Source organism: Erwinia sp. PME.40.26/001 (assembly GCF_055556675.1).
Genome location: NZ_JBVHNP010000001.1, coordinates 1,228,893 through 1,252,270, shown reverse-complemented (window position 1 = coordinate 1,252,270; position 23,378 = coordinate 1,228,893). Strand labels below are relative to the sequence as shown.

Annotated in this window: 20 protein-coding genes; 13 read left to right on the top strand and 7 right to left on the bottom strand. The window is 57.6% G+C overall.

Translation table 11 applies throughout. The features are described 5' to 3' along the window. Positions 1–28 precede the first annotated feature (28 nt). The 7 genes from ACZ3HG_RS06050 to licT all read left to right on the top strand — a co-directional run bounded on the left by ACZ3HG_RS06050 (position 29) and on the right by licT (position 7,908). Positions 29–730: an amino acid ABC transporter permease gene (locus ACZ3HG_RS06050; RefSeq protein WP_133841587.1), complete on the top strand. Its 702-nt coding sequence runs from the start codon at positions 29–31 to the stop codon at positions 728–730. A gap of 6 nt (positions 731–736) precedes the next feature. Then, a complete protein-coding gene (locus ACZ3HG_RS06045) occupies positions 737–1,495 on the top strand; it encodes an amino acid ABC transporter permease (RefSeq protein WP_191932846.1) in 759 nt (252 codons plus the stop codon). Positions 1,496–1,498: 3 nt separating this feature from the next. Next, positions 1,499–2,236 (top strand): amino acid ABC transporter ATP-binding protein, encoded by a 738-nt coding sequence (locus tag ACZ3HG_RS06040; RefSeq protein WP_191932845.1) that lies wholly within the window; start codon positions 1,499–1,501, stop codon positions 2,234–2,236. Between the two features lie 32 nt (positions 2,237–2,268). Then, on the top strand, positions 2,269–3,111 hold the full coding sequence (locus ACZ3HG_RS06035; protein ID WP_423244814.1) for an ABC transporter substrate-binding protein: 843 nt from the start codon (positions 2,269–2,271) through the stop codon (positions 3,109–3,111). 587 nt (positions 3,112–3,698) lie between these two features. Further along, positions 3,699–5,588, top strand: a complete 1,890-nt coding sequence (locus ACZ3HG_RS06030) for a beta-glucoside-specific PTS transporter subunit IIABC (RefSeq protein WP_465332261.1) — start codon at positions 3,699–3,701, stop codon at positions 5,586–5,588. Beyond that, on the top strand, positions 5,585–6,997 hold the full coding sequence (locus ACZ3HG_RS06025) for a glycoside hydrolase family 1 protein (protein WP_465332259.1): 1,413 nt from the start codon (positions 5,585–5,587) through the stop codon (positions 6,995–6,997). Before ACZ3HG_RS06030 ends, ACZ3HG_RS06025 begins: the two co-directional genes overlap by 4 nt. Positions 6,998–7,050: 53 nt before the next feature. Continuing rightward, on the top strand, positions 7,051–7,908 hold the full coding sequence (licT, locus tag ACZ3HG_RS06020; protein WP_191933126.1) for a BglG family transcription antiterminator LicT: 858 nt from the start codon (positions 7,051–7,053) through the stop codon (positions 7,906–7,908). Positions 7,909–7,919: 11 nt separating this feature from the next. Here licT and ACZ3HG_RS06015 read toward each other — a convergent pair whose 3' ends face one another. The 6 genes from ACZ3HG_RS06015 to ACZ3HG_RS05990 all read right to left on the bottom strand — a co-directional run bounded on the left by ACZ3HG_RS06015 (position 7,920) and on the right by ACZ3HG_RS05990 (position 14,946). After that, positions 7,920–8,780 carry a MurR/RpiR family transcriptional regulator gene (locus ACZ3HG_RS06015; protein ID WP_191932841.1) on the bottom strand — a complete coding sequence of 287 codons (861 nt, stop codon included), beginning with the start codon at positions 8,778–8,780 and terminating at the stop codon, positions 7,920–7,922. Positions 8,781–8,899: 119 nt separating this feature from the next. After that, the gene (locus ACZ3HG_RS06010) at positions 8,900–9,949 is read right to left on the bottom strand and encodes an ABC transporter permease (protein ID WP_062742774.1); all 1,050 of its coding nucleotides are present in this window, start codon (positions 9,947–9,949) and stop codon (positions 8,900–8,902) included. Then, on the bottom strand, positions 9,946–10,947 hold the full coding sequence (locus tag ACZ3HG_RS06005; RefSeq protein WP_191932839.1) for an ABC transporter permease: 1,002 nt from the start codon (positions 10,945–10,947) through the stop codon (positions 9,946–9,948). Before ACZ3HG_RS06005 ends, ACZ3HG_RS06010 begins: the two co-directional genes overlap by 4 nt. Beyond that, positions 10,940–12,424: a sugar ABC transporter ATP-binding protein gene (locus tag ACZ3HG_RS06000; RefSeq protein WP_191936558.1), complete on the bottom strand. Its 1,485-nt coding sequence runs from the start codon at positions 12,422–12,424 to the stop codon at positions 10,940–10,942. Before ACZ3HG_RS06000 ends, ACZ3HG_RS06005 begins: the two co-directional genes overlap by 8 nt. 82 nt (positions 12,425–12,506) lie before the next feature. Beyond that, positions 12,507–13,517, bottom strand: a complete 1,011-nt coding sequence (locus ACZ3HG_RS05995; protein WP_062742771.1) for a substrate-binding domain-containing protein — start codon at positions 13,515–13,517, stop codon at positions 12,507–12,509. A gap of 343 nt (positions 13,518–13,860) precedes the next feature. Beyond that, on the bottom strand, positions 13,861–14,946 hold the full coding sequence (locus tag ACZ3HG_RS05990; protein ID WP_191932837.1) for an aldose 1-epimerase family protein: 1,086 nt from the start codon (positions 14,944–14,946) through the stop codon (positions 13,861–13,863). Between the two features lie 318 nt (positions 14,947–15,264). On the opposite strand from ACZ3HG_RS05990, the gene ACZ3HG_RS05985 reads away from it, so the two are divergent. The 6 genes from ACZ3HG_RS05985 to ACZ3HG_RS05960 are packed head-to-tail and all read left to right on the top strand — an operon-like array spanning position 15,265 to position 21,560. Then, a complete protein-coding gene (locus ACZ3HG_RS05985; protein WP_118663779.1) occupies positions 15,265–16,245 on the top strand; it encodes a sugar phosphate isomerase/epimerase family protein in 981 nt (326 codons plus the stop codon). Positions 16,246–16,294: 49 nt separating this feature from the next. Next, on the top strand, positions 16,295–17,335 hold the full coding sequence (locus ACZ3HG_RS05980) for a sugar ABC transporter substrate-binding protein (protein ID WP_062742768.1): 1,041 nt from the start codon (positions 16,295–16,297) through the stop codon (positions 17,333–17,335). Between the two features lie 16 nt (positions 17,336–17,351). Further along, positions 17,352–18,845 carry a sugar ABC transporter ATP-binding protein gene (locus ACZ3HG_RS05975; protein WP_191932835.1) on the top strand — a complete coding sequence of 498 codons (1,494 nt, stop codon included), beginning with the start codon at positions 17,352–17,354 and terminating at the stop codon, positions 18,843–18,845. A 21-nt stretch (positions 18,846–18,866) separates the two neighbouring features. Then, the gene (locus tag ACZ3HG_RS05970; protein ID WP_062742766.1) at positions 18,867–19,838 is read left to right on the top strand and encodes an ABC transporter permease; all 972 of its coding nucleotides are present in this window, start codon (positions 18,867–18,869) and stop codon (positions 19,836–19,838) included. Further along, positions 19,838–20,695: a MurR/RpiR family transcriptional regulator gene (locus tag ACZ3HG_RS05965; protein ID WP_191932834.1), complete on the top strand. Its 858-nt coding sequence runs from the start codon at positions 19,838–19,840 to the stop codon at positions 20,693–20,695. The genes ACZ3HG_RS05970 and ACZ3HG_RS05965 overlap by 1 nt, the downstream gene beginning before the upstream one ends. Position 20,696: 1 nt before the next feature. Then, positions 20,697–21,560, top strand: a complete 864-nt coding sequence (locus tag ACZ3HG_RS05960; RefSeq protein WP_191932833.1) for a ribokinase — start codon at positions 20,697–20,699, stop codon at positions 21,558–21,560. Positions 21,561–21,681: 121 nt separating this feature from the next. Here the strand turns inward: ACZ3HG_RS05960 and ACZ3HG_RS05955 are convergent, their stop codons facing one another. Next, positions 21,682–23,187 carry a hypothetical protein gene (locus ACZ3HG_RS05955; RefSeq protein ID WP_465332252.1) on the bottom strand — a complete coding sequence of 502 codons (1,506 nt, stop codon included), beginning with the start codon at positions 23,185–23,187 and terminating at the stop codon, positions 21,682–21,684. Positions 23,188–23,378: the final 191 nt, after the last annotated feature.

Here is a 23,378-nt window from a genome sequence, read left to right as displayed (position 1 = left end):
AAGCTGATTAACTGAGGGGCAAGCGACAATGAACGGTTCACTTGATTTTAGCGTCATTCTGCATGGCCAGTACGGGCAGATGATCATCGACGGCATGCTGCTCACGCTGCAACTGGCGCTGGGTTCCTGGCTGCTGGCGATGGTACTGGCGATGCTGCTGGTGGTGATCCGCCTCAGTAATCTGCGCGTATTGCAGTGGCTGGTGGCCGCTTATGTCTCTTATCACCGCAATGTGCCTACGCTGATCCAGCTGATGATGTGGTACTTCGCTATCCCCACGCTGCTGCCGGAATCGGTGCAGATGTGGCTGAATGATTTCAACGCCGAATTTGTCTTCTCACTGGTGGCGCTGGGATTGTGCCAGGCGGCGTATTTTTCCGAGGACATCCGCAGCGGGCTGCGTGCCACGCCGGAGGGGCAGACGGAAGCCGCCCGCGCCCTCGGCATGGGATATATGCAGTCGATGCATCTGATCATTCTGCCGCAGGGCATTCGTAATGCGTTACCTGCACTGATTAACCACACGGTGCTGCTATTTAAAAACACCAGTCTGGCGATGGTGATTGGCGTGGCAGACCTGACCTACGTGACGCGGGAAATTGAAAACTACACCTTCCGTACCTTTGAAGCATACCTGGTGTCAACGCTCTGTTACCTGTTCTTCTCTTTGTTGTTGATGGGCGCGGGTGCGCTGCTGGCGCAACGTTTCCAACGTGTCTATGCGAGGTAACGTCTGATGACGGAAATGCTGACGATTTTACAGCAGAACGGCATGTTGTTCCTGATGGGGCAGTATCCGAACGGCCCGCTGGGCGGGGTGCTCTGTACCTTACTGGTGTCATTACTGGCGATTGTGTTTGCGCTGCCGCTAGGCGTACTGCTAAGCGTGGCACGTGTGTCACCTTACCGCTGGCTGCGCTGGCCAGCGACCGCCTGGGTGTACGTGCTGCGCGGTATCCCGCTGCTGATGGTGGTGTTCTGGACCTACTTCTGTCTGCCGCTGTTACTGGGGCACACCCTGAGCGGCTTCGGTACCATGCTTATCACCCTGGTGATCTATGAAAGTGCCTATATCGCGGAGATCGTCCGTGCCGGTATCCAGGCGCTGCCGCCGGGGCAGTACGAGGCATCACGTGCGCTGGGCATGAGCTACACCCGCACCTTCCGTCTGGTGATCCTGCCGCAGGCGCTCTACAACATGTTACCAAGCCTGGTCAGCCAGCTGGTCTCGATTATTAAAGACAGCACGCTGGGCTATGTGATCAATGTTCCTGAGCTGACGTTTGCGGCCAACCAGGTCAATAACCAGCTGCTGACCAAACCTTTCCAGGTGTTTGCCATTGTGGCACTGAGCTATTACATCATCTGTTTCAGTCTGACGTGGCTGGCGAACTGGCTGGAGCGGCGCATTGCGCAGAAACGTAATCGCAGCCATCCGGTGGCCTCTTCACAGTCCGGCACGTTGCTGGTGACCAAACCCGTTATTGAGGAGTAAGGCATGCATCCGATTATCCGGTTTAATCAGGTTAATAAGTGGTACGGCGCGTATCACGCCCTGGCAGACCTCAACGCGGAAGTGAACAGCGGTGAGGTGGTGGTGGTGTGTGGCCCGTCCGGTTCCGGCAAATCTACCCTGATCCGCACTGTCAACCGCCTGGAGCCGATCCAGGAGGGCCAGATCGTGTTCGATGGTCATGATATTCACAGCAGCGGCATGCAGCAGAACAAGCTGCGGGCGCGCATTGGCTTTGTGTTCCAGAGTTTTAACCTGTTCCCGCATCTGTCGGTGGTCGACAACGTGATGCTTTCACCCGTGAAAGTGCTGGGGATGAAGCGCAGCGAGGCGAAGCAACAGGCGCTGGCTTTACTCGACCGCGTGGGTCTGGCACACAAAGCCAATGCCTGGCCCGCTCAGCTCTCCGGTGGGCAACAGCAGCGCGTGGCGATTGCCCGGGCGCTGGCGATGAAGCCCCCAGTGATGCTGTTTGATGAACCGACATCGGCGCTTGACCCGGAAATGGTCGGGGAAGTGCTGAACGTGATGCGCGGTCTGGCACGGGATGGCATGACCATGATGTGCGTGACACACGAAATGAATTTTGCCCGTGAAGTGGCGGACACCGTGTGGTTTATGGATGAAGGAAAGATCCTCGAAAAAGCCCGACCTGAAGATTTTTTTACCCGGCCCGCACATGAGCGCGCCCAACGTTTCCTGACCGATCTGCGTCAGCACTGATCTCACCTGCACAATAACGGAGTCTGTCGATGATGAATAAGAAACTTCCGCTGTCGTGGGCGATCTGCCTGCCCTTACTGCTGAGTGCCACCCTGTCTGCGCAGGCTGATACGCTGTCTGATATTGCCAGCCGTGGTCAGCTTAACTGTGGCGTTTACGCTGATGTCCCGCCGTTCTCCTCACCGGATCCGAAAACCCGTCAGCTGGTGGGGATGGATGTTGACCTGTGCCAGGCGCTGGCGGGTCAGCTGGGAGTCAAGGTGAACCTGATGCCGGTTTCCGTTGAAGCCCGTATCGCGGTGCTGACGACCGGGCGCGTGGATGTGCTGATCGCCAACCTCGCATACACCAAAAGCCGTGCTGCGCAGATCCAGTTCAGCGATCCGTACTACATTGCGAAAGAGGTGCTGGTGGTGAAAAGCCCCAATGCTGATAAAACCCCGGCAGACTTCAAAGGCAAGCGTCTGAGTTCAACGAAAGGTTCCACCTCAGAACAATCCATTCGCATGGCGCAGGCAAAGCCGGTGACGTTCCAGGATACCGCATCGGCCTACTTAGCACTGCAACAGAATAAATCCGTGGGTTTTGTCACCAACGGTATGACCGCCACCCAGCTGGTGAACCGCGCTGCGGCTGACAATATCAAGCTGGCGATGATCAAAGAGCCGATGGCGCTGGAACCGGTCGCCGTTGGGATGAAAAAAGGCGATGAGGCGCTGCTGACCAAAGTGAATGCCGGATTGATGGCGATGGAGCAGGGGGGTGAAATTGACCGCATCTGGAACCGCTGGCTGGGGCCGGACACCGAATACAAAATGGTGCGTGAAGAGAAAGTGCAGCCGCTGAGTAAGCTGAAATTCGTGCCGCTGGAGTAGCACGGGAGGGACTTCCCCTGACCCGGGGTGATGGTGTGCACGACGGTCAACGTCAAGGGCGGTTCGTCCTGGTTCACATCGCTTCCTCAGCGCTGCTTAATTGCCGCCTCAACGTCAAAACCCAGGTCAACATCCCAACCAATGCACAGAGAGCGCCATGTTGTTGCGGTTTTAAAACCCACCGCGAGCAACGGTTCTGCGGGGATGGGGCCAGTTTGAGGTAAGCCGGACGTCACGCGGCAGGGACGCCGCGTGCCGAGGCCCGCAGGGAGGCGGATTTTGCCGATCCGGCGTGCTCAAACTGGCCTCAGACCTGAAGCCAGACTGCCCGCGACGACGTATATTCAGTAGCGACCGGATTTATCCGCATAAAGATGAGAGCCAGATCCCAATCTGTTATGGGAGTCATTGCCAGTTAACGCCGGAAATGATGATAATCGCGGCGCAACGGTTTGACAGGTTGCGCCCTTTTTTATTGCGGCATGTCACTGGTAAAGCAGGCAAGACCAAAATGAAAATGCACGTCCTCTTTGATGAGGCGCATTTTTATTTTGGTCTTTTTTTTTGGTTTTTTTTGAGGGAATACCGTGGATTACAAACAACTCGGCCATGAGATCCTGGCGCTCACCGGCGGTAAAAATAATATCAGCAGGCTGACGCACTGCGCCACACGCCTGCGCCTGGAGTTCAGTGACCCCCGTCTCGTACAGAAGGAGAAGATCGAAAAACTCCCGGGCGTGATCGGTGTGGTGGAGAGTGGCGGTCAGTTCCAGATTGTCGTCGGCAACCAGGTGCAGCAAACCTATCGAACGCTGCTGGATGCCCTCGGCACGGCAGCCCCTGCGGGTAAACCGGCAGCGGCAAAGGGCGGTATTTTTAGCCAGATCATCAGCGTGATATCCACCACCTTCACGCCCGTTATTCCTGCCATCACCGGGGCCGGGATGATTAAGGCGCTGCTGGCTATTCTCAAACTCAGCGGTGCGATCGAAGCCAGCAGCACCACCTATCAGCTGCTGGACACCATTGCCGATGCGGCCTTTTTCTTCCTGCCGGTGCTGCTGGCCTACGGGGCGGCGATCAAGTTCGCCTGTAACCCCATTCTCGCCATGACCATTGCCGGCGCGCTGTTGCACCCGAATCTGGCCCAGATGCTGGCGAAAGGCGGGGAGATCACCTTTATCGGGATCGACGTTCGTCTGGCCGATTATGCCGGTTCCGTGCTGCCAATCATCTTTACCGTGTGGATCATGTCGTGGGTGGAGCGCTTCGCAGAGCGCGTATCCCCCTCGATGATCACCTTCTTTACCAAGCCGATGATTGTGCTGCTGGTCACGGCACCGCTGGCGCTGGTGGCGATCGGGCCTTTCGGTATTCTTCTTAATGATCTCGTCGCCAGCGGCGCAGCGGCGATCAACGTCAAGGCCAGCTGGCTGATCCCTATGCTGATGGGCGGCCTGCAACCCTTCCTGGTGATCACCGGCACGGCCTGGGCGATGACCCCGATTGCCACCATGCAGTTAACCCGTCAGGGATTTGAAACCATTAACGGCCCGGGCATGCTGGCGTCTAATATCGCTCAGGGCGCTGCCACTCTCTGTGTTGCACTGAAAACGAAAAATAAAGATCTGAAGCAGCTGGCCTCTTCCGCCGGTTTTACCGCGCTGCTGGGCATTACTGAGCCCTCCCTGTACGGCGTGACGCTGAAGCTTAAGCGTCCGCTGATTGCCGCGATGATTGGCGGTGGCTGCGCCGGGATCTATGCGGGACTGAGTGGCGTGGTGCGCTATGCCTTTGTCTCACCGGGACTGGCCGCGCTGCCGGCATTTATTGGCGAAAACCCGATGAATATCGTCCATGCGCTGGTGACCTGCCTGATTGCAATTGTGGTCACCTTTGCCCTGACCTGGGTGCTGGGTTTTGACGATCCGGTTAACCCTGATGAAGCGGTACACCCGGATGCGGCAGCAACGCCTGCAGCCCCCGGGGGCGGGGCTCAGGTGAGCGAAACGTTGCTCAGTCCGTTGAGCGGGCCCGTGCTGCCGCTGTCGGCAGTGCCGGATGACGTCTTTTCCAAAGGTCTGCTGGGGCAGGGCATCGCCATCGTTCCGGATCACGGTGAGCTGCGCTCCCCGGTTAACGGCGTGGTGGTCACCTTCCTGCCGTCGAAACATGCCGTCGGGATCCTGTCAGACAGCGGTGCAGAAGTGCTGATCCATATCGGCATCGACACCGTTAACCTCAATGGCACCCATTTCACCTCTTCACTGCAGGTGGGCGATCGGGTACACACCGGTGAGGTACTGGTCACCTTTGACACTGCGGCGCTGATCGCGGCCGGATATGCACTGATCACTCCGGTGTTGATCGTCAACAGCGATGACTACTCGTCCGTGCAGGTGCTGGCCGGAGAGACGGCAGCGATGGGGACACCTTTATTAGCCCTGACCACAACAAAACAGGGGGATACCTTATGATTTATCAACAGTCAGCGCCTTTCCCGGACGGATTTTTATGGGGGGCATCGACCTCTGCATATCAGGTCGAGGGCGCGTGGAATGAGGACGGTAAAAGCCCGTCGATCATCGATATGTGCCAGCACCCGCAGGAAACGGCCGACTTTACCGTCGCCAGCGATCATTATCATCGCTGCCTGGAAGACGTGCAGCTGTTTGCGGAACTGGGCCTGAAAGCCTACCGTTTCTCTATTGCCTGGACGCGGATCCTCCCCGACGGCGTCGGCGAGGTCAATCCCGCCGGTCTGGCCTTCTACGATCGTCTGATTGATGAGCTGAACCGCCACGGTATTGAGCCGTTAGCAACCCTCTATCACTTCGACCTGCCCTGGTGCCTGGAGCAGCAGGGCGGCTGGGAAGATCGCGCGACCATCGACGCCTTTGTGGCCTATGCGCGCACGCTGTTCACCCACTTTGGAGGTAAGGTCAGACACTGGCTGACCATCAACGAACAGAACACGATGATCCTGCATCCTGGCGCTATCGGTCTGCCGCCGGGGGGCGAGCTGCCCTCAGCGGCCTCGCTGTGGCAGCAGAACCATCATATGATGCTGGCTCAGGCACGGGTGATGGCGCTGTGCCATCAGATGCTGCCCGGCAGCAAAATTGGTCCGGCTATCAATACTACCTCAATGTATCAGGCAACCTGCCGCCCAGAGGATGCGATTGCCGCTCACAACTGGGAAACCTTGCGCTGCTGGAGCTTTCTCGATGTGGCGGCACACGGGCGCTATAACTCGCTGGCCTGGCGTTATCTGCAGGATCGCGGCATCGCGCCACAGATGGCCGCAGGCGATGCAGAGATCCTGCTGGCCGGGAAACCGGATTTTCTGGCGATCAATTACTACTCCACGGCGACCATTGCCGCCAGCCGGGGCGATGCGTCGGACGTCAGCGCCCGGGCGGGTGACCAGCAAATCATGCTCGGTGAGCCCGGTGTCTATCGCGCAGCCGATAATCCGTGGGTGGAGAAAACGCCTTATGGCTGGGTCGTTGACCCGGTGGGGCTGCGCCTGACGCTGCGAAAAACCTGGGAGCGCTATCATTTGCCGATTCTGATCACAGAAAACGGCATGGGCGCGCCGGATGTGCTAGAGGAGGGCGATATCATTGCCGATGATTACCGCATTGATTTCCTGCGTCGGCATATTGAGCAGATGCAGCTGGCAATAGACGATGGCGTGTCGCTGATGGGTTACTGCCCGTGGTCTGCCATTGACGTGGTCAGTACCCATCAGGGGTATGGCAAACGCTACGGATTTATTTATGTCGATCGTGACGAGCAGGATCTGAAAGCATTACGGCGCATCCGCAAGGCCAGCTTCGGCTGGTATCAGCGGGTGATCGCCAGCAATGGTGCGGTCCGTTAAGTACGGGCGCACAGCAAGCCGCACAGGGGCCGGGTGGCAGTACGATGAACAAAATGACCGTAGAAAAGGTGCTTAACAACAGCCTGGTGTTATCCCGCAGCGCGCAGCATGGCGAAGTGATTGTCATGGGCAAGGGTATCGGCTTTAACAGCAAGGTGGGGGATACGCTGGACGCAGCGCAGATTGAAAAAATCTTCGTGGTGCAGGGTAGCCAGACCCGCCGCGATTATCTGCGGGTGATAGAAAACGCCCCGGAATCGCTGTTGCCGCTGGTGCAGAACCTGATTGACCGCGCCAGCGTGGCGCTAAACGCCACGTTGAGTGAGCAGCTGTTTTTTACGCTGGTGGATCACATCAGCTTTGCTATCGAACGTTTTGCCAGAGGAATAGCCATCCAGAACCGGCTGCTTTTCGAGGTAAAGCGCTTCTACCCGCGTGAATTCGCGGTGGCGCAGGCGGCGGTGCAGGAGATTAACCGGCAGCTGGAGATCGTGCTTCCGGAAGAAGAAGCCGGTAATATCGCCTTTCACCTGGTTAACGGACAGACCGATGTGCAAAACATGGAAACCACGCTGCAGTCGGTGAAGATGCTGAAGGATATTTTTACCCTGATAAAGTATCACTTTCGTACGGAAATTAATCAGGACTCACTGAATTATCAGCGTTTTGTCACCCACCTGCAGTTTTTTATTCAGCGGTTGATGGAGGGGCGGCAAATGGTCGCCACAGACGACTTTATTTTTACCCAGGTCAAAAGTCAGTACCCCGACCACTTTCGCGCCAGTCAGCTGATTGGTGAGTACGTCCATAACCAGCTGCAGGTGACGCTGACCCATGATGAACTGCTCTATCTGATGATCCATCTGGTGCGGATCGTCGGGCCGGATGACGATGAGTCAGACGCCGGATAAGGCCGGATAGCCTATTTTCTTTTATGGGCGACGGCCATCATGGTGCGGTTGAGCTGTTGCTCGGCGTGGGCGTAGTCGCTCTGGGCGACGACAACGAACAGGGCATCCAGAATGTTAAGCTGCGCCACGCGTGCGGCGGCATTCTCACCGGTGAGGGGCGATCCCTGCGCGGTGGAGCAGAGCACGGTATCGGCCAGATTGGCGAGGGGAGAGCCGGAGTAGTTAGTGATGGCAATCACCGGCACGTGGTTAGCCTGGGCCGCCCTGACCGCCTCAAGGATATCTTTGGTTTGACCCGAGTGCGAGATCGCCAGCACCACATCATTTTTTCCCAGCAGTGAGGCCGACATCAGCATCATATGGGGATCGTCCCAGGCGGTGGCGCGCGCGCCAATGCGCAGAAACTTATGTACCGCATCACGGGCAATCTGCGCTGACCCGCCGAAGCCGTAAAAATCCCGCTGCTGCGCTTTACCCAGCAGCTCTGCGGCGCGTTCAAACGCCTTCATATCGAGGATCGCCAGCGTCTCCTCCAGCGCCTGAGCGGAGGTACGGAAGACTTTGGTGACAATTTCGGCCGCCGTGTCGGTCGGCGACAGTTCCTGATGCATCTCATTGATGGGCAGCCGGTTATATTCCGCCGCTTTGCTGCGCAGCTCGCGAAAGCCGCTAAAGCCCAGCTTTTTCGCCGTCTTGACCACCATCGCTTCCGACATCTCACACCGGGCGGCCACGTCTTTCAGGGCCACGCGTTCGTCGAAGTCGTTCGCCAGTACCGCGTTAACCAGCCGGGTCTCCAGGGGGGTCAGCACCGATACCATCATCCGTAACCGGGGGCCAATCGAACTTGTATCATCGGCAGTATTGACCATGAGATAGCTTATTCCCTGACTAAGTGGTTGTTAATTCATAAAGATATCATGCCATACCGGGAGGGGCTATTGATTTCCCGCACGGTTCCGTGGCGGCCCGTGCGGGAAAAATCAGCGCGTCAGACCGTCCGTGTTCGGGTGGCGGTCTTCGCTTTTGACCGCTCTGACATCCACTCTCTCAGCACCAGTCCGCCCGAGGCCAGCAGCAGGATCGCCCCCCACAGTGCCAGGGTGATAAACTGGCTGAGGTCGAGCAGTATCGAGGCCGTGGACATCAGCTGCAGGATCAGCAGCGACAGGATCACGCCGCTCACCCGGCCAAACCCGCCCAGCGGATCGACCCCGCCGAGCACGGCGGCAAGGATAGCGACCAGCAGATAGCTCTCCCCGTAGGCGGCATTGGCCGAGTCGAAGCGGGCCATCATGATAATCCCTGCTACCCCGGCCAGCAGGGCCGAAATCAGGTAGACCCACACCAGGCTGCGGCGCGTGTTCACGCCGGAGTATTCTGCCGCGCGCTCGTTTGAGCCGATCATGGCGATGGCGCTGCCCAGCGGCGTTTTGTTGACAAAAACGCTCAGGGGGAACACTACCGCCGCAAAGATGATCAGCGCCACCGGGATACCGAGCAGCGTTCCGTTGCCGATAAACACGATGGGTGCCGGGAAACCGGAGATCACGTTACCGTGGCTGAAGCCAATGGCCAGGCCTTTGGCGGCAGTCATGGTGCCGAGCGTCGCCAGCATCGGCGGTACCCGCAGATAAGCCACCAGCACGCCGTTAAGCAGGCCGACCAGCGCGGCCACCAGCAGACCGGCCACCAGCGCACCCACCTGCAACATTCCCCAGCTGACGCCGTGGCTGTCCGGCATCAGCGGCATCAGCGCCGTCAGTGTCCAGGCCACGGTCAGGGCACACAGGTTTGCGGTGGCGATAATTGACAGATCGATGCCGCCGGACAGCATCGGGATCATCATTGCCAGCGCAAGGAAACCCAGTTCAGGCAGCTGAAAACCCATCGACTGCAGTCCGGCAACACCAAACAGTTTGCTGCCTTCCAGCAGACCGAGGCCGGTGATCATCAGCGCCAGCATCACCAGCAGCCGCGCATTGGTGGTACCGACGCGCCGCTGGATACGGTCGGAGAGACGGTTAACGTTATGCTTCATGGCACCACTCCTGCTTCAGCCTGCTTATGACGTTGACGTGTTTCTCTGGCCATCATGATCATGGCGGCAATAATCACCAGCCCGGTGCTGAACAGAGACCAGTACGACGAGACCCCGAGCAGGATCAGCCCGTTCTGTAAGATGGCGATGAGCGCCAGGCCGAGCACGGTGCCGAGCACGGTGCCGGAACCGCCGGTCAGGCTGGCTCCGCCGATCACCACCGCCGCCACCACGTCCAGCTCGCGCCCGACCAGGGCCGTGGGGGAGACCGACTGCACCAGCTGCGCCTGCACCAGCGAAGCAATCCCGGCCAGCGCACCCATGTAGCCGTATACCAGCATATTCAGGCGATAGACGTTGAAACCCACGCGCTGGGCCGCATCGGGGTTGCCACCCATGGCGTAAATCTGGCGGCCGACATTGCTGCGGTTAAGCAGCAGCCAGGTCAGCAGAAACACCAGGAACAGCGCCATAATCTGGAAGTTAATGGTATAGGGGATGCCCCCGGCGTCGGTATAGAAGACAAATTCAAACCCGGCGGTAAACCAGTCCGGCAGGGCGAAGATATCCGCGCCGCCGGTCACGGTGAGCAGAATGCCAAAGAAGACGTTCAGCGTAGCAATGGTGATAATCAGCGCCGAGGTTCTCAGTGAGTTCACCAGCAGGCCGTTAATGAAACCCAGCACCACGCCGAGGCCGACCGCAATAGCAAACACCCCGACCCAGCCGATGCCGAAGTGGTTAGCTACCGTCAGTGCAACAAACTGAGTAATCGAGGCCACGGCGGCAAAGGAGAGATCGATGCCGCCGGTGATGATCACCACCAGCAGACCGGCGGCGAGAATACCGGTAAAGGCCGTGGCACCCAGCACATCCACCAGGTTTTGCAGAGAGGCAAACTCCGGCGTAGAGAAAGCCAGCAACAGTACCATCAGGGTGATGACAATCAGCAGCCGGCACTCATGCGTCGGGATAAAACGCTGGAAAAAATCACGCATTGACCGCCTCCTTCAGCTCGTCTTCAGAGCAGCGCCCTGGGATGTATTCGCCGTTTAAGCGACCGGCACGCATGACCAGCACGCGGTCACTGTGGTAGTAAATTTCCGGAATTTCGTCGGAGATCATGATGATGGCCATACCGCTGGCGGCCAGGCTCCTGATGATGGCGTAAATGCCGTCTTTGGCATGAATGTCGACCCCCACGGTCGGACTGTCGAGGATCAGCAGGCAGGGATTGGTGGCCAGCCATTTGGCCAGCACCACGCGCTGCTGGTTTCCCCCGGACAGCGTTTTCACCTTATTGTCGGGGTTACCGGCCTTAATGGTCAGCGACTCGATGCCGTGACGCACGGTGCTCTCATACCAGTCATCGCGGATCAGGCCGCCTTTACCGACCAGTTGCTCCATCACGGATAGGGTGATATTGGCGCTGATCGACTGTTCCAGCACCAGACCCAGCGCCAGGCGGTCTTCGGATAAATAGGCCACCCCGCGCCGGATGGCATCGCGGTTTGACCGCAGTCGGGTGACCTCGCCGTTCAGCACAATCTCGCCCTGTTCAGGGCGGGTGAGGCCAAACAGCGACAGCGCCAGCTCCGTGCGTCCTGACCCGAGCAGCCCGGTCAGGCCTAAGATCTCCCCACGCCGCACATCGAAGTGAATGTCCTGATATTCGCCAGAGCGCGACAGCCCGCGCACCTCCAGCACCGTTGCCGTTTCAGGGCGATCTTTGGCCGCGCACTGATAGCTGAACTCTTTGCCGGTCATCAGGGTCGCCAGCTTGCGGTCCGACATGTCGCGGGCGTCGTAGGTGCCTAGCATCTTTCCGTCACGCATTACGGTGACCCGGTCAGCAATTTCCAGCACCTCATCCAGACGATGGCTGACAAAAACAATGGTGATCCCGCTGGCCTTCAGCTGCAGGGTCAGTTTCAGCAGCGCGTCCACCTCATAGCGGGTTAAGGAGGAGGTCGGTTCATCCATGATCACCAGGCGCGCGTCGGCGGCCATGGCACGGCAGATCGCGACCAGCTGACGCTGGGCGATCGAGATATCCGCCACCTTATCGTTCAGCGGCAGCGATACGCCGATGCGCTGCATGGCATCGCTGGCCAGCTGTTGTACTTTTTTCCAGTTCACCTGGCGCAGCCCGCCCACGTGCAGGCCGATGGCAATATTTTCCGCCACGGTCAGATTGGGAAACAGCGACAGATCCTGATAAATCACCTGCACGCCGAGGCGGGTGCTTTCGACCGGCGTCAGATGGGCGATCGGCTCCCCGGCGATAGTAATTTTGCCACCAGGTTCAGGCTGGTGAACGCCGGACATGATTTTGATCAGCGTGGATTTACCGCAGCCGTTCTGGCCGCACAGGCAGTGAACCTCGCCGGTTCTGAGCTGGAGCTCCACGTCAGACAGCGCATGGACGCCACCAAATATTTTCGAAATTCCATTTAGCTGTAAGAAAACGGACATCACGCGGCCCCTTGCAATAAGTGAGGGTACAGGGAGGCCGTCCCGGCGGGTCGCCGGGACGGTATCAGGCAAATGGAGTGGTTCAGAGGCCCAGTTTGATGAGCCCGGCGATGTTAGATTTGTTGATGGTCAGGATACGATCGACCATGACCACGTTATTCTCGCTGTCCACGGTCGCTTTCCCCAGGCCTGGGATGGTCATACCGTTTTCAAATTTGGCGTTATCCAGTGCCAGACGGGCAACGGAGGTCATGGCCAGACCGGCTTCTTTCGGGTTCCACAGGAAGCCTTCACGGATCACGCCAGACATAATGTAAGCCCGGGCCTGTGAGGGGATGGTGGTGCCGACCAGCGCAATCTTTTTCTCCAGATGGCGTTTTTTCAGCACATTACCCGCGCCGATAGGCCCGTTAGATCCCATCGACATGATGCCGGTCACTTTCGGATAGGCTTTCAGGATATCCTGGGTGACGCGTTCGGATTCATCAATAAAGTCCGCACCGGGGAAGCGGTCGGCCGCCAGTCGCATGTCAGGGTAGTGTGCTTTCTGATAGGCAATCGCCGCATCCGCCCACTGATTGTGTCCGGTGGTGGTCAGCGTGCCGACCAGTATCACGTAGTCACCCTTTTCACCCATCTCACGGGCCAGCGCCTTCATCTGCGCTTCACCGTAGGCCTGCGCGCTCATCAGCTCGACGTCCCAGGTTTTGCCCGGTTGATTGGGACCTTCCTGGGTGATCACCATAATCCCGGCGTCACGCGCACGTTTCACCACCTGCGCCGTAACTTTGGTGTCCAGCGGCACCAGGCCAATTACGTCCACTTTCTTGGCAATCAAATCTTCAATCAGCTTAACCTGCTGCGCGGGGTCGGCGCGGGTTGGCCCGACCATAGAGGTTTTCAGGTTAAACTGTTTACCGCCTTCCTCCAGCCCCTGATTGAGGATGTTAAACCACGGCACGCCGACGGCTTTCACCACGGTGACCATGGTTTTGGTTTCCGCGGCAGCGGCGATAGTTGACCAGCCGAGACCGGCGCTCATCGAGATAAGCACGGATAAACTCATTGCTTTAACAAAAATGCGGCGATTCATGGTGATACCTCTTCATTATCATAGTTATCTTCACGCATCGTTCTCTGGCAATACGCCGCAGAGGAGCAGGGTGACAGGCTGGCCTGTCGCCCCGGATCCCGTCGGGACAGTGAACGTGGCTAAACGGTAAAAAAGGGAGAAGGTAAGAAGAGGAAGTCCCGTCTTCAGCACCCCTGGAAAACTGTCTCGTCTTCTCTCAGTGCCTGGAACAAACCGCATTAAATGTCCCGCTGGCAAAATTGACTTTACTCAAAAAACTTTCAAAGTAAATTTTATTGCGTAACCAAAGTGTCCTTATTTGATTCAGCTCACAACTCGGATTTCCCTGAGTGATAAAAGCGCGCTAGCGCGACGCCTGCACCATTGCTGCTTCCTGCACGGCCTCCTGCGCGTTGAGATAGCCGAGGGTCAGGGTGAAGCTGGCCGACTCTCCGCCCCTGAGCGTGCGGACGTTGCCGCGCTGTTTTTCAGCCTGGTAGCCTTCCACTCCACAGGTGGCGGGCATGGCAAAAGCGCACACTTTCTGCCGGTTGTTGGCGAGGATCCAGCGCACCAGATGGGAAAATTCCTCCGGGTGGTAACACATTGAAAAGGCGTCACCTTCTGGCCGGCGCAGCATCACATGCACCCGGCCGTCCGGCGCGGTCTTCAGGTTTTTCAGATAGAAAACCAGCTCGGGATCCACGCCGAGGCGGGCGCTGATGGTGCGGGTGACAGAGGGATCTTCCTGCAGCGTTTGCAGGTGGGCCAGGTAGCTGTCGCTGGCCCTGACGAGGGCGGGAACCGAAGTGCGGACCACCATATCGGCGCTGCTGAAGCCGGTGGGCTGCAGGATTTCCCCCCCTTCAACAAACGCAAAGTTCGCGTGGCACATGTACATCAGGTCCATGTCATCCGCCGAGAGGTTTTCCACCGCCATGCGCAGCTCAAAGGTGGCCGCCGCCGGGCGCAGCACTACGCGCGGGCGGGCCATGTAGTGATCGCCAAAGCCCATCAGGTATTCCCGTTCACCGGCCAGCGCCATCCATGGCCCGTGCTCATCCTCTCCGGTTTCAATGCTGGCGCTATCCATGGCTGCCAGCGGCATCTCACCGTGCAGCGCGTGGCTATCCTGCGGGCCGGGATTGCCGTTGCGCAGCAGGCCGGAGTGATACATAAAGCAGCCATAGGTGCCGACAATGTCCGCTGCGGGCCGTGGCTCTTTGAAGGCGCTCTGCATGGTCAGGTCAACGCCATCAAACGTCGCCTGCCAGATCATCTGACCGTACCAGGGCAGGATCACCAGGTGCCCGCGGCGGTTACTCAGACGGACGGCCTCAATGCCGGACGTCGTGCGGTAGATTTCAGCGCGGCAGTCGCCTGACCGCACAATCTCACGCGGTGTGCTGCTGAAAAATGACTTTTTAAGGGTGATTATGGTCTGTGACATCGCTTTCCCCGCGCGGTTTGAATGCGTTAAAATTTACTGCTCGTAATGAAACAGTAAATCTTTCCTCCCGGACGCACAACGGGCAACGCTCCGCTCACGCCTTCCCCGATGTTCAAAATGCGACCTGCAACACAGTTACGCAGATTTTTGCCGTGGCCGGATTTCTGCCGCGCAGATTTCGTGAGGCAGCGCCCAAATTGCTGATGAAAACAGCGGCCGTGGTTGCGGGGAATTTTTGTTGGTGATAGTAATGCACTTGTTCACAAATAAATGTAAAGTTGTAAAGTAATTCACAACTCAACAACCAGGGACACCGATATGTCAGAACTGAAATTTGCTACCCGCCTCAACTCCTTTGCGTCCGGCGCGTGGCGCTACTGGCCAGAGCTGAAAGGCAAGCCTTCCGTGTTGCAGATGATTGAGCGTGCCGCTACGGCCAAAGGCCTGACCCATCTGGATCTGAACTATCCGCAGCACATCACCGACGATGTCAAAACCATGCGTCAGAAAATTGAAGACGTGGGTCTGGCGGTGAACGGCATGCAGATGCGCTGGGATGCACCGGAATTTAAAATCGGCGCGTATACCAACCCGGATGCCAAAATTCGTCGTCAGGCGATCGAACTGACTAAGCGCGGTATTGATGCCGGACGCGAATTTGGTGCCAGCATCATGACGCTGTGGATGGGGCAGGACGGTTTTGATTACTGCTTCCAGGTCGACTACAAAAAAGTCTGGGAAGATGCGGTCAGCGCGGTGCGCGAAGTGGCGGAATATGCCGGGGATATGGACGTCAGTATTGAGTACAAACCCAACGAACCGCGGGCTTTCGCCATCTTCCCTAACGTCACCACCTGCCTGCTGGCGGTGGAAGAAGCTGGCTGTCCGAATCTGGGGATTACCCTCGACTTTGCCCACGTGCTGTATGCGAATGAGATCCCGGCCTATGCCGCCGCCATGGTGGCCCGCCGTTCACGCCTGCTCGGCCTCGATCTGAACGACGGCTGGGGCAAACGCGATGATGGTCTGATGGCCGCTTCCGTTAACCCGCGCGCCACGCTGGAGTTCCTCTGGCAGATGAAGCGCGACGGTTATAAGGGCGCTTACTATTTTGACACTTTCCCGGATGCCAGCGGTCTTGACCCGGTGCGTGAAGCGGAAACCAACATTGCCACCGTTACGCGTTTACTGCGGCTCTGCGACAAGCTGGATAACAACCCGGCCCTGCTGGACGCCATCAGCCGCCAGGATGCCGTCACCTCTCAGCAGATTGTTAACGACATTATGCTGGCACCGTAACACGTCTCTCCCACGGGTTATAAACCCTATAAAAATAACAGGATAGATTATGAAAAAGCACTTACTCTCTGTACTCACCGCGACACTGTTCTGCTCGACCGTTTATGCAGCGGATCTGCCGCCGCTGCAGTCCGATACCGAAGCTGACCGCACCGACTGGACGCAGCTCACTGAAAAATACGGGCCGCTGCCGGCACCGGACAAAAAACTGAAAATCGGTGGCGTATCAAAAACGCTGACCAACGAATACTGGCGCTCGCTGGGTGAAGGATACAAAGCCGCGGGCGCAAAATACGGCATCACCGTCGAATATCAGGCGGCCGCTAACGAAGACGATCAGCTGGGCCAGCTGTCGATCGCCGAAACTCTGATCTCACAGGGCTTTAACGGCCTGCTGGTCTCCCCGCAGACCGATGCCAACCTGCAACCTGCCTATGAAGAAGCGAAAAGCAAAAACATCCCGGTGGTCAACGTTAACGATGCGGTGATGCCGAATGCGGCCCACTACGTCGGCAACGTGCAGAAAGACAACGGCGTACGGGTGGCCAACTGGTTTATCCAGCACTATCCGAAGGGCGGCAAGGTCGCCGTCATTGAAGGACAACCGGGCGTTTACGCCGCCGCACAGCGGACGAAAGGCTTCCGTGAAACCATCACTAAAAACGGTAAGTTCACGCTGGTGGCCAGCGTACCGGCCAACTGGAGCCGCGAAAATGCCTACAACGCCGCCTCGACCATTCTGCAGCAGCACCCGGATCTGATTGGCTTCTATGCCAACAATGACGGCATGGCGCTGGGCGTGGTAGAAGCCGTGCGCTCACAAGGTAAATCGGCGCAGACCGCCGTCTTCGGCACGGACGGTATTTCCGATGCCTATGCTTCGATCAAACGCGGTGAGTTGACCGGTACCGTTGACAGCTTCCCGGTGCTGACGGGCGAAGTGGCGATGGACGTGATGCTGCGCCTGGTCGCTGGCCAGAAACTGTCGCGCGTCGTCTCCACGCCGCAGGCGTTGATCACCAAAGACAATGCCGATGCCTTCTCGACCAAAGACAATAACAAGCTGCGTCAGCTTTTAGCACAGCAGTAATCACGGCGGAGGGTGTATGGAACAGTTTTGTCTGACGATGCGTGGCATCAGTAAATCCTACGGCAGTGCGGCAGCGTTACAGACGGTGGATTTCTCCGTCAGACCGGGTGAGGTTCATGCCTTGATCGGTGAGAACGGCGCTGGCAAGTCCACGCTGCTGAATATTCTCTCCGGCGTACGCCCCGCCGATGCCGGTGAGATCGCCGTCAACGGCGTGGTGGTGCAGATGAAAAATCCCCTGTCTGCGCGCCATGCCGGGATTGCGATGATCCATCAGGAGTTGCAGCACGTTCCTGAGCTCTCCGTGGCTCAAAATATGTTTCTTGGCCGGCCACTGACGCGCTTTAAAGGCTGCTTTGTTGACCGTAAGGCACAGCGTAAGCGGGCAATCGCCATCCTGCGGCGTCTTGATCCGAGCATTGACCCGGACGAGCCGATTAAGAATCTGAAAGTGTCGCAGCAGCAGATAGTGGAAATCGCGCGTGCGCTGCTGGATGAGGCCAAAATCATTGCGATGGATGAGCCGACCTCCAGCCTGACGCCGCGCGAGTTCGACCGGCTGGCTGAGCTGATCTCCGATCTGAAGTCGATGAACGTGGCGCTGATCTACGTCTCGCACAAGATGAACGAGATCTTCAAGGTCTGCGACCGCGCCACTATTCTGCGCGATGGCCGACAGGTCGGGGTGGTGAACATCGGCGATGAAACCGAAGAAACCATCGTCACCAAAATGGTCGGACGCAAAATTGAAAAGGTGCAGCATCAGTCTTACATCACCGGGAAAGAGGTGCTGCGGGTTGACGGACTGGGGCGCGATAAAGCGGTACAGTCCGCCAGCTTCAGCGTTAATGCGGGTGAAGTGCTGGGCATTGCCGGGCTGGTTGGGGCAGGGCGTACGGAACTGCTGAAGCTGATTGCCGGTATTGATCCCTGCACCAGCGGCAGCGTGCGGGTGGACGGCGTGTTGGTGAAAACGCTTAACGTCAGCACCGCCATCAAAGCCGGCATTGGCCTGGTGCCGGAGGACCGCAAAAAAGAGGGCATCATCAAACAGCGTGCGGTGAAAATGAATATGGCGCTGCCGTCGATGATGAAATTTACCCGAGCCGGCCTGTTACGCCAGCGTCAGCTCGATAAAGTGGCGCTGGAAGTGATGAGCGATCTGAATCTGCGTCCGTTAAATATTGAAAAGCCGATTGGCACATTAAGCGGCGGTAATCAGCAGAAAGTGATTATCGGCCGCTGGGTGGCAGCGGATAATAAAGTGTTTCTTTTTGATGAGCCAACCCGGGGAATTGATATTGGTGCCAAATCAGAAATTTATAATCTGATAGAGAAATTAGCCCGCCAGGGCAAAGCGATTGTGGTGGTATCTTCTGAAATGCCGGAAATTATGCGTATTTCAGATCGGGTGCTGGTCATGCGTGAAGGGAAGATCACCAAAGAACTGAGCGGTGAGGCTATCACCGAAGAAAACATCGCCCGTTACGCGATTAACGATCTGGCTTAAGACCGAATAAAGGTAATGATCATGATGACCCAAGAGAAAACTCAGCCAAAAGTGCCGGCCCCGGCACTGTTTAAATTTAATTTGCGCGATGCAGGAACGCTGATTGGTTTATTAATTATTGTGGTGACATTTTCATTTTTGTCACCGGTATTCTGGACCCTGCCAAACCTGCTGAATATTCTGCAGCAGTCATCCATTAATGCCATTATCGCGCTGGGCATGACGCTGGTGATTATTTCCGGCGGTATTGACCTCTCTGTCGGGCCAACGGCGGCATTATCAGCCGTACTGGGTGCCACGCTGATGGTGGCTGGCGTGCCGGTGCCGCTGGCGGTGATGGCGACGCTGGGCGTTGGTGCACTTTGCGGCGTGTTCAGCGGTACGCTGGTGGCCTATGCCGGACTGCAACCCTTTATCGTCACCCTGGGCGGGCTGTCGCTGTTCCGTGCGCTGGCCCTGATTTTTACCAACGGTAACCCTGTTTTCGGCATTCCGATGGCGTTCCGTAACCTGATCAACAGCACGGTGTTTGGCATACCGACGCCGATTATCGTGGTGGTGGTGATTGCCCTGTTCCTGTGGGTGGTGATGAACAAAACTCCGCTGGGCGAATACATTCTCGCCGTCGGGGGCAATGAAGAAGCTGCGCGTGTGGCAGGTGTCCCGGTTAAGCGCACCAAAGTGACGGTGTTTGTCATTTCCGGCGTACTTGCCTCGCTGGCGGCACTGATTCTGATTGCCCGCCTGGGGGCGGCAGAACCCACCATCGGTAACCTCTGGGAGCTGGATGCGATTGCCGCGGCAGCCATCGGCGGTGCCTCGCTGATGGGCGGTAAAGGCAGTATTGTCGGCACGCTGATCGGCGCGGTTATTCTCGGCGCGTTACGTAACGGTCTGACACTTCTGAATATTCAGGCGTTTTATCAATTGCTTGCTACTGGCCTTATAATTATCATAGCGATGTTGATTGACAGAGCGACACGAGGCAAGTAATGAAGCAGGACCCGCGAGCCATAGGCGCTCAAATACGTATGCGATTACCCAGCCTGACCCCTCTGGAAAGAAAGGTGGTTGACTCCGTTACGTCGAAAACGGATTTGTCTGAGCAGACGTCAATTAAAGAAATTGCCCAGATGAATAATGTTTCTGAAGCCATGGTAGTCAAAATTGCCAAGAAGTTAAATTTTTCAGGGTTCAGGGATTTCAGAAGTAGTCTGATTTATTATAACTATTCTGAAGTGGCCGGGATGCATGCGGAAATTGAAGCGGATGACTCGTCGGAGCAATTACTGGCAAAAGTCTTCAGGACGTCACTCCAGGCAATAGAAGAAACACTGACTATTCTTGATGTCTCTGAATTTAACCGGGCAGCGGATATTCTGTTTAAAGCGCGTCACATTGATTTATATGCCGTCGGTGGTTCCGCGACGGTCGCGCGGGATTTATCCCATAAGATGTTAAAGATTGGGATTAAAACCACGGTGTACGATGATGCGCATATTATGCTGATGTCTGCGGCAGTGTTATCGGATGACGATGCAGTGATCGCCATCAGTCATTCCGGCGCGACGCGCGCGGTAAATGACCCGATAAAGCTGGCGGCGCGTAACGGGGCCAAAGTTATTGCAATTACGAACTATGCCGAGTCGCCCATTGCGCGCAGCGCGCATGTGGTGCTCAATTCAACCTCTCAGGGCTCGCATTTGTTGGGGGAAAACGCCGCGTCACGCATTGCCCAGTTGAACATACTGGATGCACTGTTTGTGGCGATTGCGCAGAAGGATCTGAAGACGGCGGAGAAGAACCTGAAGAAAACCCAACAGGCAGTCCAGGATCTCAGAGAATACTAGTATGAGCCACATCTTAGTCATCGGCAGTCTTCATTACGATATTCTGCTGCAGGCCGACCATCGCCCGGAAAAAGGGGAAACGGTGATTGGCAGCGGCTGTGCCTATAAGTTTGGCGGCAAGGGCGGTAATCAGGCCGTGTCGGCGGCGCTGGCCGGTGCCCGGGTGCGCTTTGCCGGTGCCGTAGGCGACGATGTGCAGGGGGCGTTTTTACTCGACGTGCTGCAACAACACGGCGTGGATACCACGCATGTCGCGATCGGCGCGGGTCTCCCCTCCGGGATGAGCGTCGCCATTCAGGATGCGGAAGGCGATTATGGCGCGGTGGTGGTGTCGAATGCCAACAATCACATAACCCTGACGTCCCTCAGCGATGATGCTCTCTGGCAGCAGGTGAGTATGCTGCTGCTGCAGAATGAGGTGCCGGAGGCGGTAAACCATCAGGCCGCCGCCGAAGCGAAAAAGCGCGGCATCCGCGTGTGTCTGAATGCTGCCCCGGCGCGCCCGCTGACCCCGGAAATGCTGGCCGGTGTGGATCTGCTGGTGGTCAATGCGGTGGAGGCCCGCGATCTCAGCCAGATTACCGTGGCCGATTTAAGCGCCGCCTGCCTGGCCGCAGAGAGCCTGGGGCGTGATTTCCCGGCGGTGGTGGTGACGGCGGGGGAACACGGTGTGGCGTTCTGCGAGCAGGGTGCGGACAGCCAGTCGCTGCCTGCCCGCAAAGTGCAGCTGGTCAGCACCCACGGGGCAGGCGACTGCTTTATGGGCATGCTCTGTACCACGTTGCTGAACGGTGAGCCGCTGGCGGTGGCGGTGGATAAAGCCAACCAGGCGGCCGCCGAACACGTATCGCGCCCGTTGCTGTAAAACGGGCTGACCGAAACCGAAGGTCAGCCCCTGGGGGGATATCTCTGGCTGTGTGAGGGATAATGTCCACCTGCAGGGGGCGACCTTTTTTCCGGTCAACCCGTCTATCCGTCCCGGCGGATTAAAAATCCCGCAACCGATCGAACAGATCCATCATGGCGTGTCTGTCGAACCGTTCAGACGCGTCTTGCCCCAGCTGCTGCTCCATCTGGCACAGCAGCCCGTAAATCACTTCGGCAATCTCTTCCCGCTCAATGGTTTCAATACTGCTGCTGCGTCGATCCATCGCGTTGAAGGCCTCTGCCCAGCTGCGTACTAAGGTCTCCGCCGTGGCGTTAACGCTCGCGGCATCGCTGGAACCGTTGATCTCACGCAGGGAGATGCACGCCTGCTTATACAGCGCGGCGGCCTTTTTCGCGTGGGCCGGGCTGATATTTTCGCGGCCGTCCCAGTCGCGAAAGGGATTGGTCAGATTTTCTGCCAGCCACTCTGGCTTGCGTGGTTTAGTGATGGACAGATCGACGCCATCCACCTTTTTCCAGCGCTTCTTCACCGACGTCGCCACATCAGCGGGCATGCTGGTCATCCACAGCATCGCCATGTGGGGCAACGCCTCCGGTGACGGGACATCCTCAGGAGCGAAGCCGAACAGATCGACCGTGGTGAACATCTGCAGCGCAGACAGGCGCGCCAGGCTGTCCATATGGGTCAGAACACCCGGTTTACCCCACAGCCTTAATTGCGCCAGCGCCGGGAAGCGGTCAGCAATGGCGGCGATATCGGCCTGAGCCACCTGGGTAAGATGCAGTCCACGCAGCGCGTCCAGGCCCTGCAGTGAGGGCAGCGTCTGGCCGTGCATCAGCGTCAGATCCCGGCCCTGATGGCGGCTGTGGATCGTCAGATCGGGGGCCGGTGTAGCGCTCAGCGAGAGCAGGTTAAGCCCGTCGTTTACCCTGAGCGAGGTCAGCCCCGTCGGGTCAATAATCAGCCGCTTCAGCGGGCTGCCGCTCAGATCCAGCGCGGTCATACCGGCTGAAGAAGCCCAGTGCAGCTCCATGATAAACGGGTGCTGACGAAGATACGCGGCCAGCCCCTCGCTGCCCTGTGCTGTTTCAACCGTCGTCAGGCAGGGCAGCTGGTCCAGCAGCGCGTAATCCGTCAGGCCCGCCAGATGGGTATCGGTGATCTTTGTCGTATTCTCGGGCAGTACGCCAGCGGGCAGCGTCACCTGCCGGTCGCGCGAGGCGGCTTTAAACCGGGCGCGCTTATCCGCATCAATGGCGTTCCAGTGCCGCTGATTATACAGACTGTTGCCGACGTTCCAGCCGCCTGCATAGCTGTTAACTTCTTCATGGACCAGCGGCGGGACATTCCCGACCAGGGTGTAATGGGGCGGTATGCTGGCCGGCAGGAACGAATGATCGAAGCGACCGCGCCAGAAATAGTAATCGCAGACCAGGGGCCGCATGGCCGCCAGCGCTGCCGCATCCGGCAGGGACGCGCCGCACCAGTCGAGATCGAGCACGGCGACCATATTCTTGTCTTTCAGCGCTGTGATCTGACAGGCGACATACTGTTGAAGGAGGGGATGATAAACACAATAAATATCGCCTGGGGTGGGTTTCATACCGGCTCTGAGTAGTTGTTTAAGTTGTGGAACTATAGCCAAAAACACCCTTTGCCGATAGCGAAAATCCTGGCTGGCGGAGCCCGATCGTTTACCGATAATCAGATAAAACCTCTCTTATTGTAGGGGGACACTTTACTCCAGGCGAAAACGCCGTCATTGTCGTTATTCGCAGGGTGATGGCAAAAAAC

Bases quoted from the DNA above. Each gene is read 5' to 3' on its own strand.
- ACZ3HG_RS06015 (WP_191932841.1), bottom strand. From the start codon at position 8,780: ATGGTCAATACTGCCGATGATACAAGTTCGATTGGCCCCCGGTTACGG.
- ACZ3HG_RS06050 (WP_133841587.1), top strand. From the start codon at position 29: ATGAACGGTTCACTTGATTTTAGCGTCATTCTGCATGGCCAGTACGGG.
- ACZ3HG_RS05970 (WP_062742766.1), top strand. From the start codon at position 18,867: ATGATGACCCAAGAGAAAACTCAGCCAAAAGTGCCGGCCCCGGCACTG.
- ACZ3HG_RS05975 (WP_191932835.1), top strand. From the start codon at position 17,352: ATGGAACAGTTTTGTCTGACGATGCGTGGCATCAGTAAATCCTACGGC.
- ACZ3HG_RS06025 (WP_465332259.1), top strand. From the start codon at position 5,585: ATGATTTATCAACAGTCAGCGCCTTTCCCGGACGGATTTTTATGGGGG.
- ACZ3HG_RS06035 (WP_423244814.1), top strand. From the start codon at position 2,269: ATGAATAAGAAACTTCCGCTGTCGTGGGCGATCTGCCTGCCCTTACTG.
- ACZ3HG_RS06045 (WP_191932846.1), top strand. From the start codon at position 737: ATGACGGAAATGCTGACGATTTTACAGCAGAACGGCATGTTGTTCCTG.
- ACZ3HG_RS06010 (WP_062742774.1), bottom strand. From the start codon at position 9,949: ATGAAGCATAACGTTAACCGTCTCTCCGACCGTATCCAGCGGCGCGTC.
- ACZ3HG_RS06040 (WP_191932845.1), top strand. From the start codon at position 1,499: ATGCATCCGATTATCCGGTTTAATCAGGTTAATAAGTGGTACGGCGCG.
- ACZ3HG_RS05985 (WP_118663779.1), top strand. From the start codon at position 15,265: ATGTCAGAACTGAAATTTGCTACCCGCCTCAACTCCTTTGCGTCCGGC.
- ACZ3HG_RS05955 (WP_465332252.1), bottom strand. From the start codon at position 23,187: ATGAAACCCACCCCAGGCGATATTTATTGTGTTTATCATCCCCTCCTT.
- licT (WP_191933126.1), top strand. From the start codon at position 7,051: ATGACCGTAGAAAAGGTGCTTAACAACAGCCTGGTGTTATCCCGCAGC.
- ACZ3HG_RS05980 (WP_062742768.1), top strand. From the start codon at position 16,295: ATGAAAAAGCACTTACTCTCTGTACTCACCGCGACACTGTTCTGCTCG.
- ACZ3HG_RS06005 (WP_191932839.1), bottom strand. From the start codon at position 10,947: ATGCGTGATTTTTTCCAGCGTTTTATCCCGACGCATGAGTGCCGGCTG.
- ACZ3HG_RS06000 (WP_191936558.1), bottom strand. From the start codon at position 12,424: ATGTCCGTTTTCTTACAGCTAAATGGAATTTCGAAAATATTTGGTGGC.
- ACZ3HG_RS05965 (WP_191932834.1), top strand. From the start codon at position 19,838: ATGAAGCAGGACCCGCGAGCCATAGGCGCTCAAATACGTATGCGATTA.
- ACZ3HG_RS05995 (WP_062742771.1), bottom strand. From the start codon at position 13,517: ATGAATCGCCGCATTTTTGTTAAAGCAATGAGTTTATCCGTGCTTATC.
- ACZ3HG_RS05990 (WP_191932837.1), bottom strand. From the start codon at position 14,946: ATGTCACAGACCATAATCACCCTTAAAAAGTCATTTTTCAGCAGCACA.
- ACZ3HG_RS05960 (WP_191932833.1), top strand. From the start codon at position 20,697: ATGAGCCACATCTTAGTCATCGGCAGTCTTCATTACGATATTCTGCTG.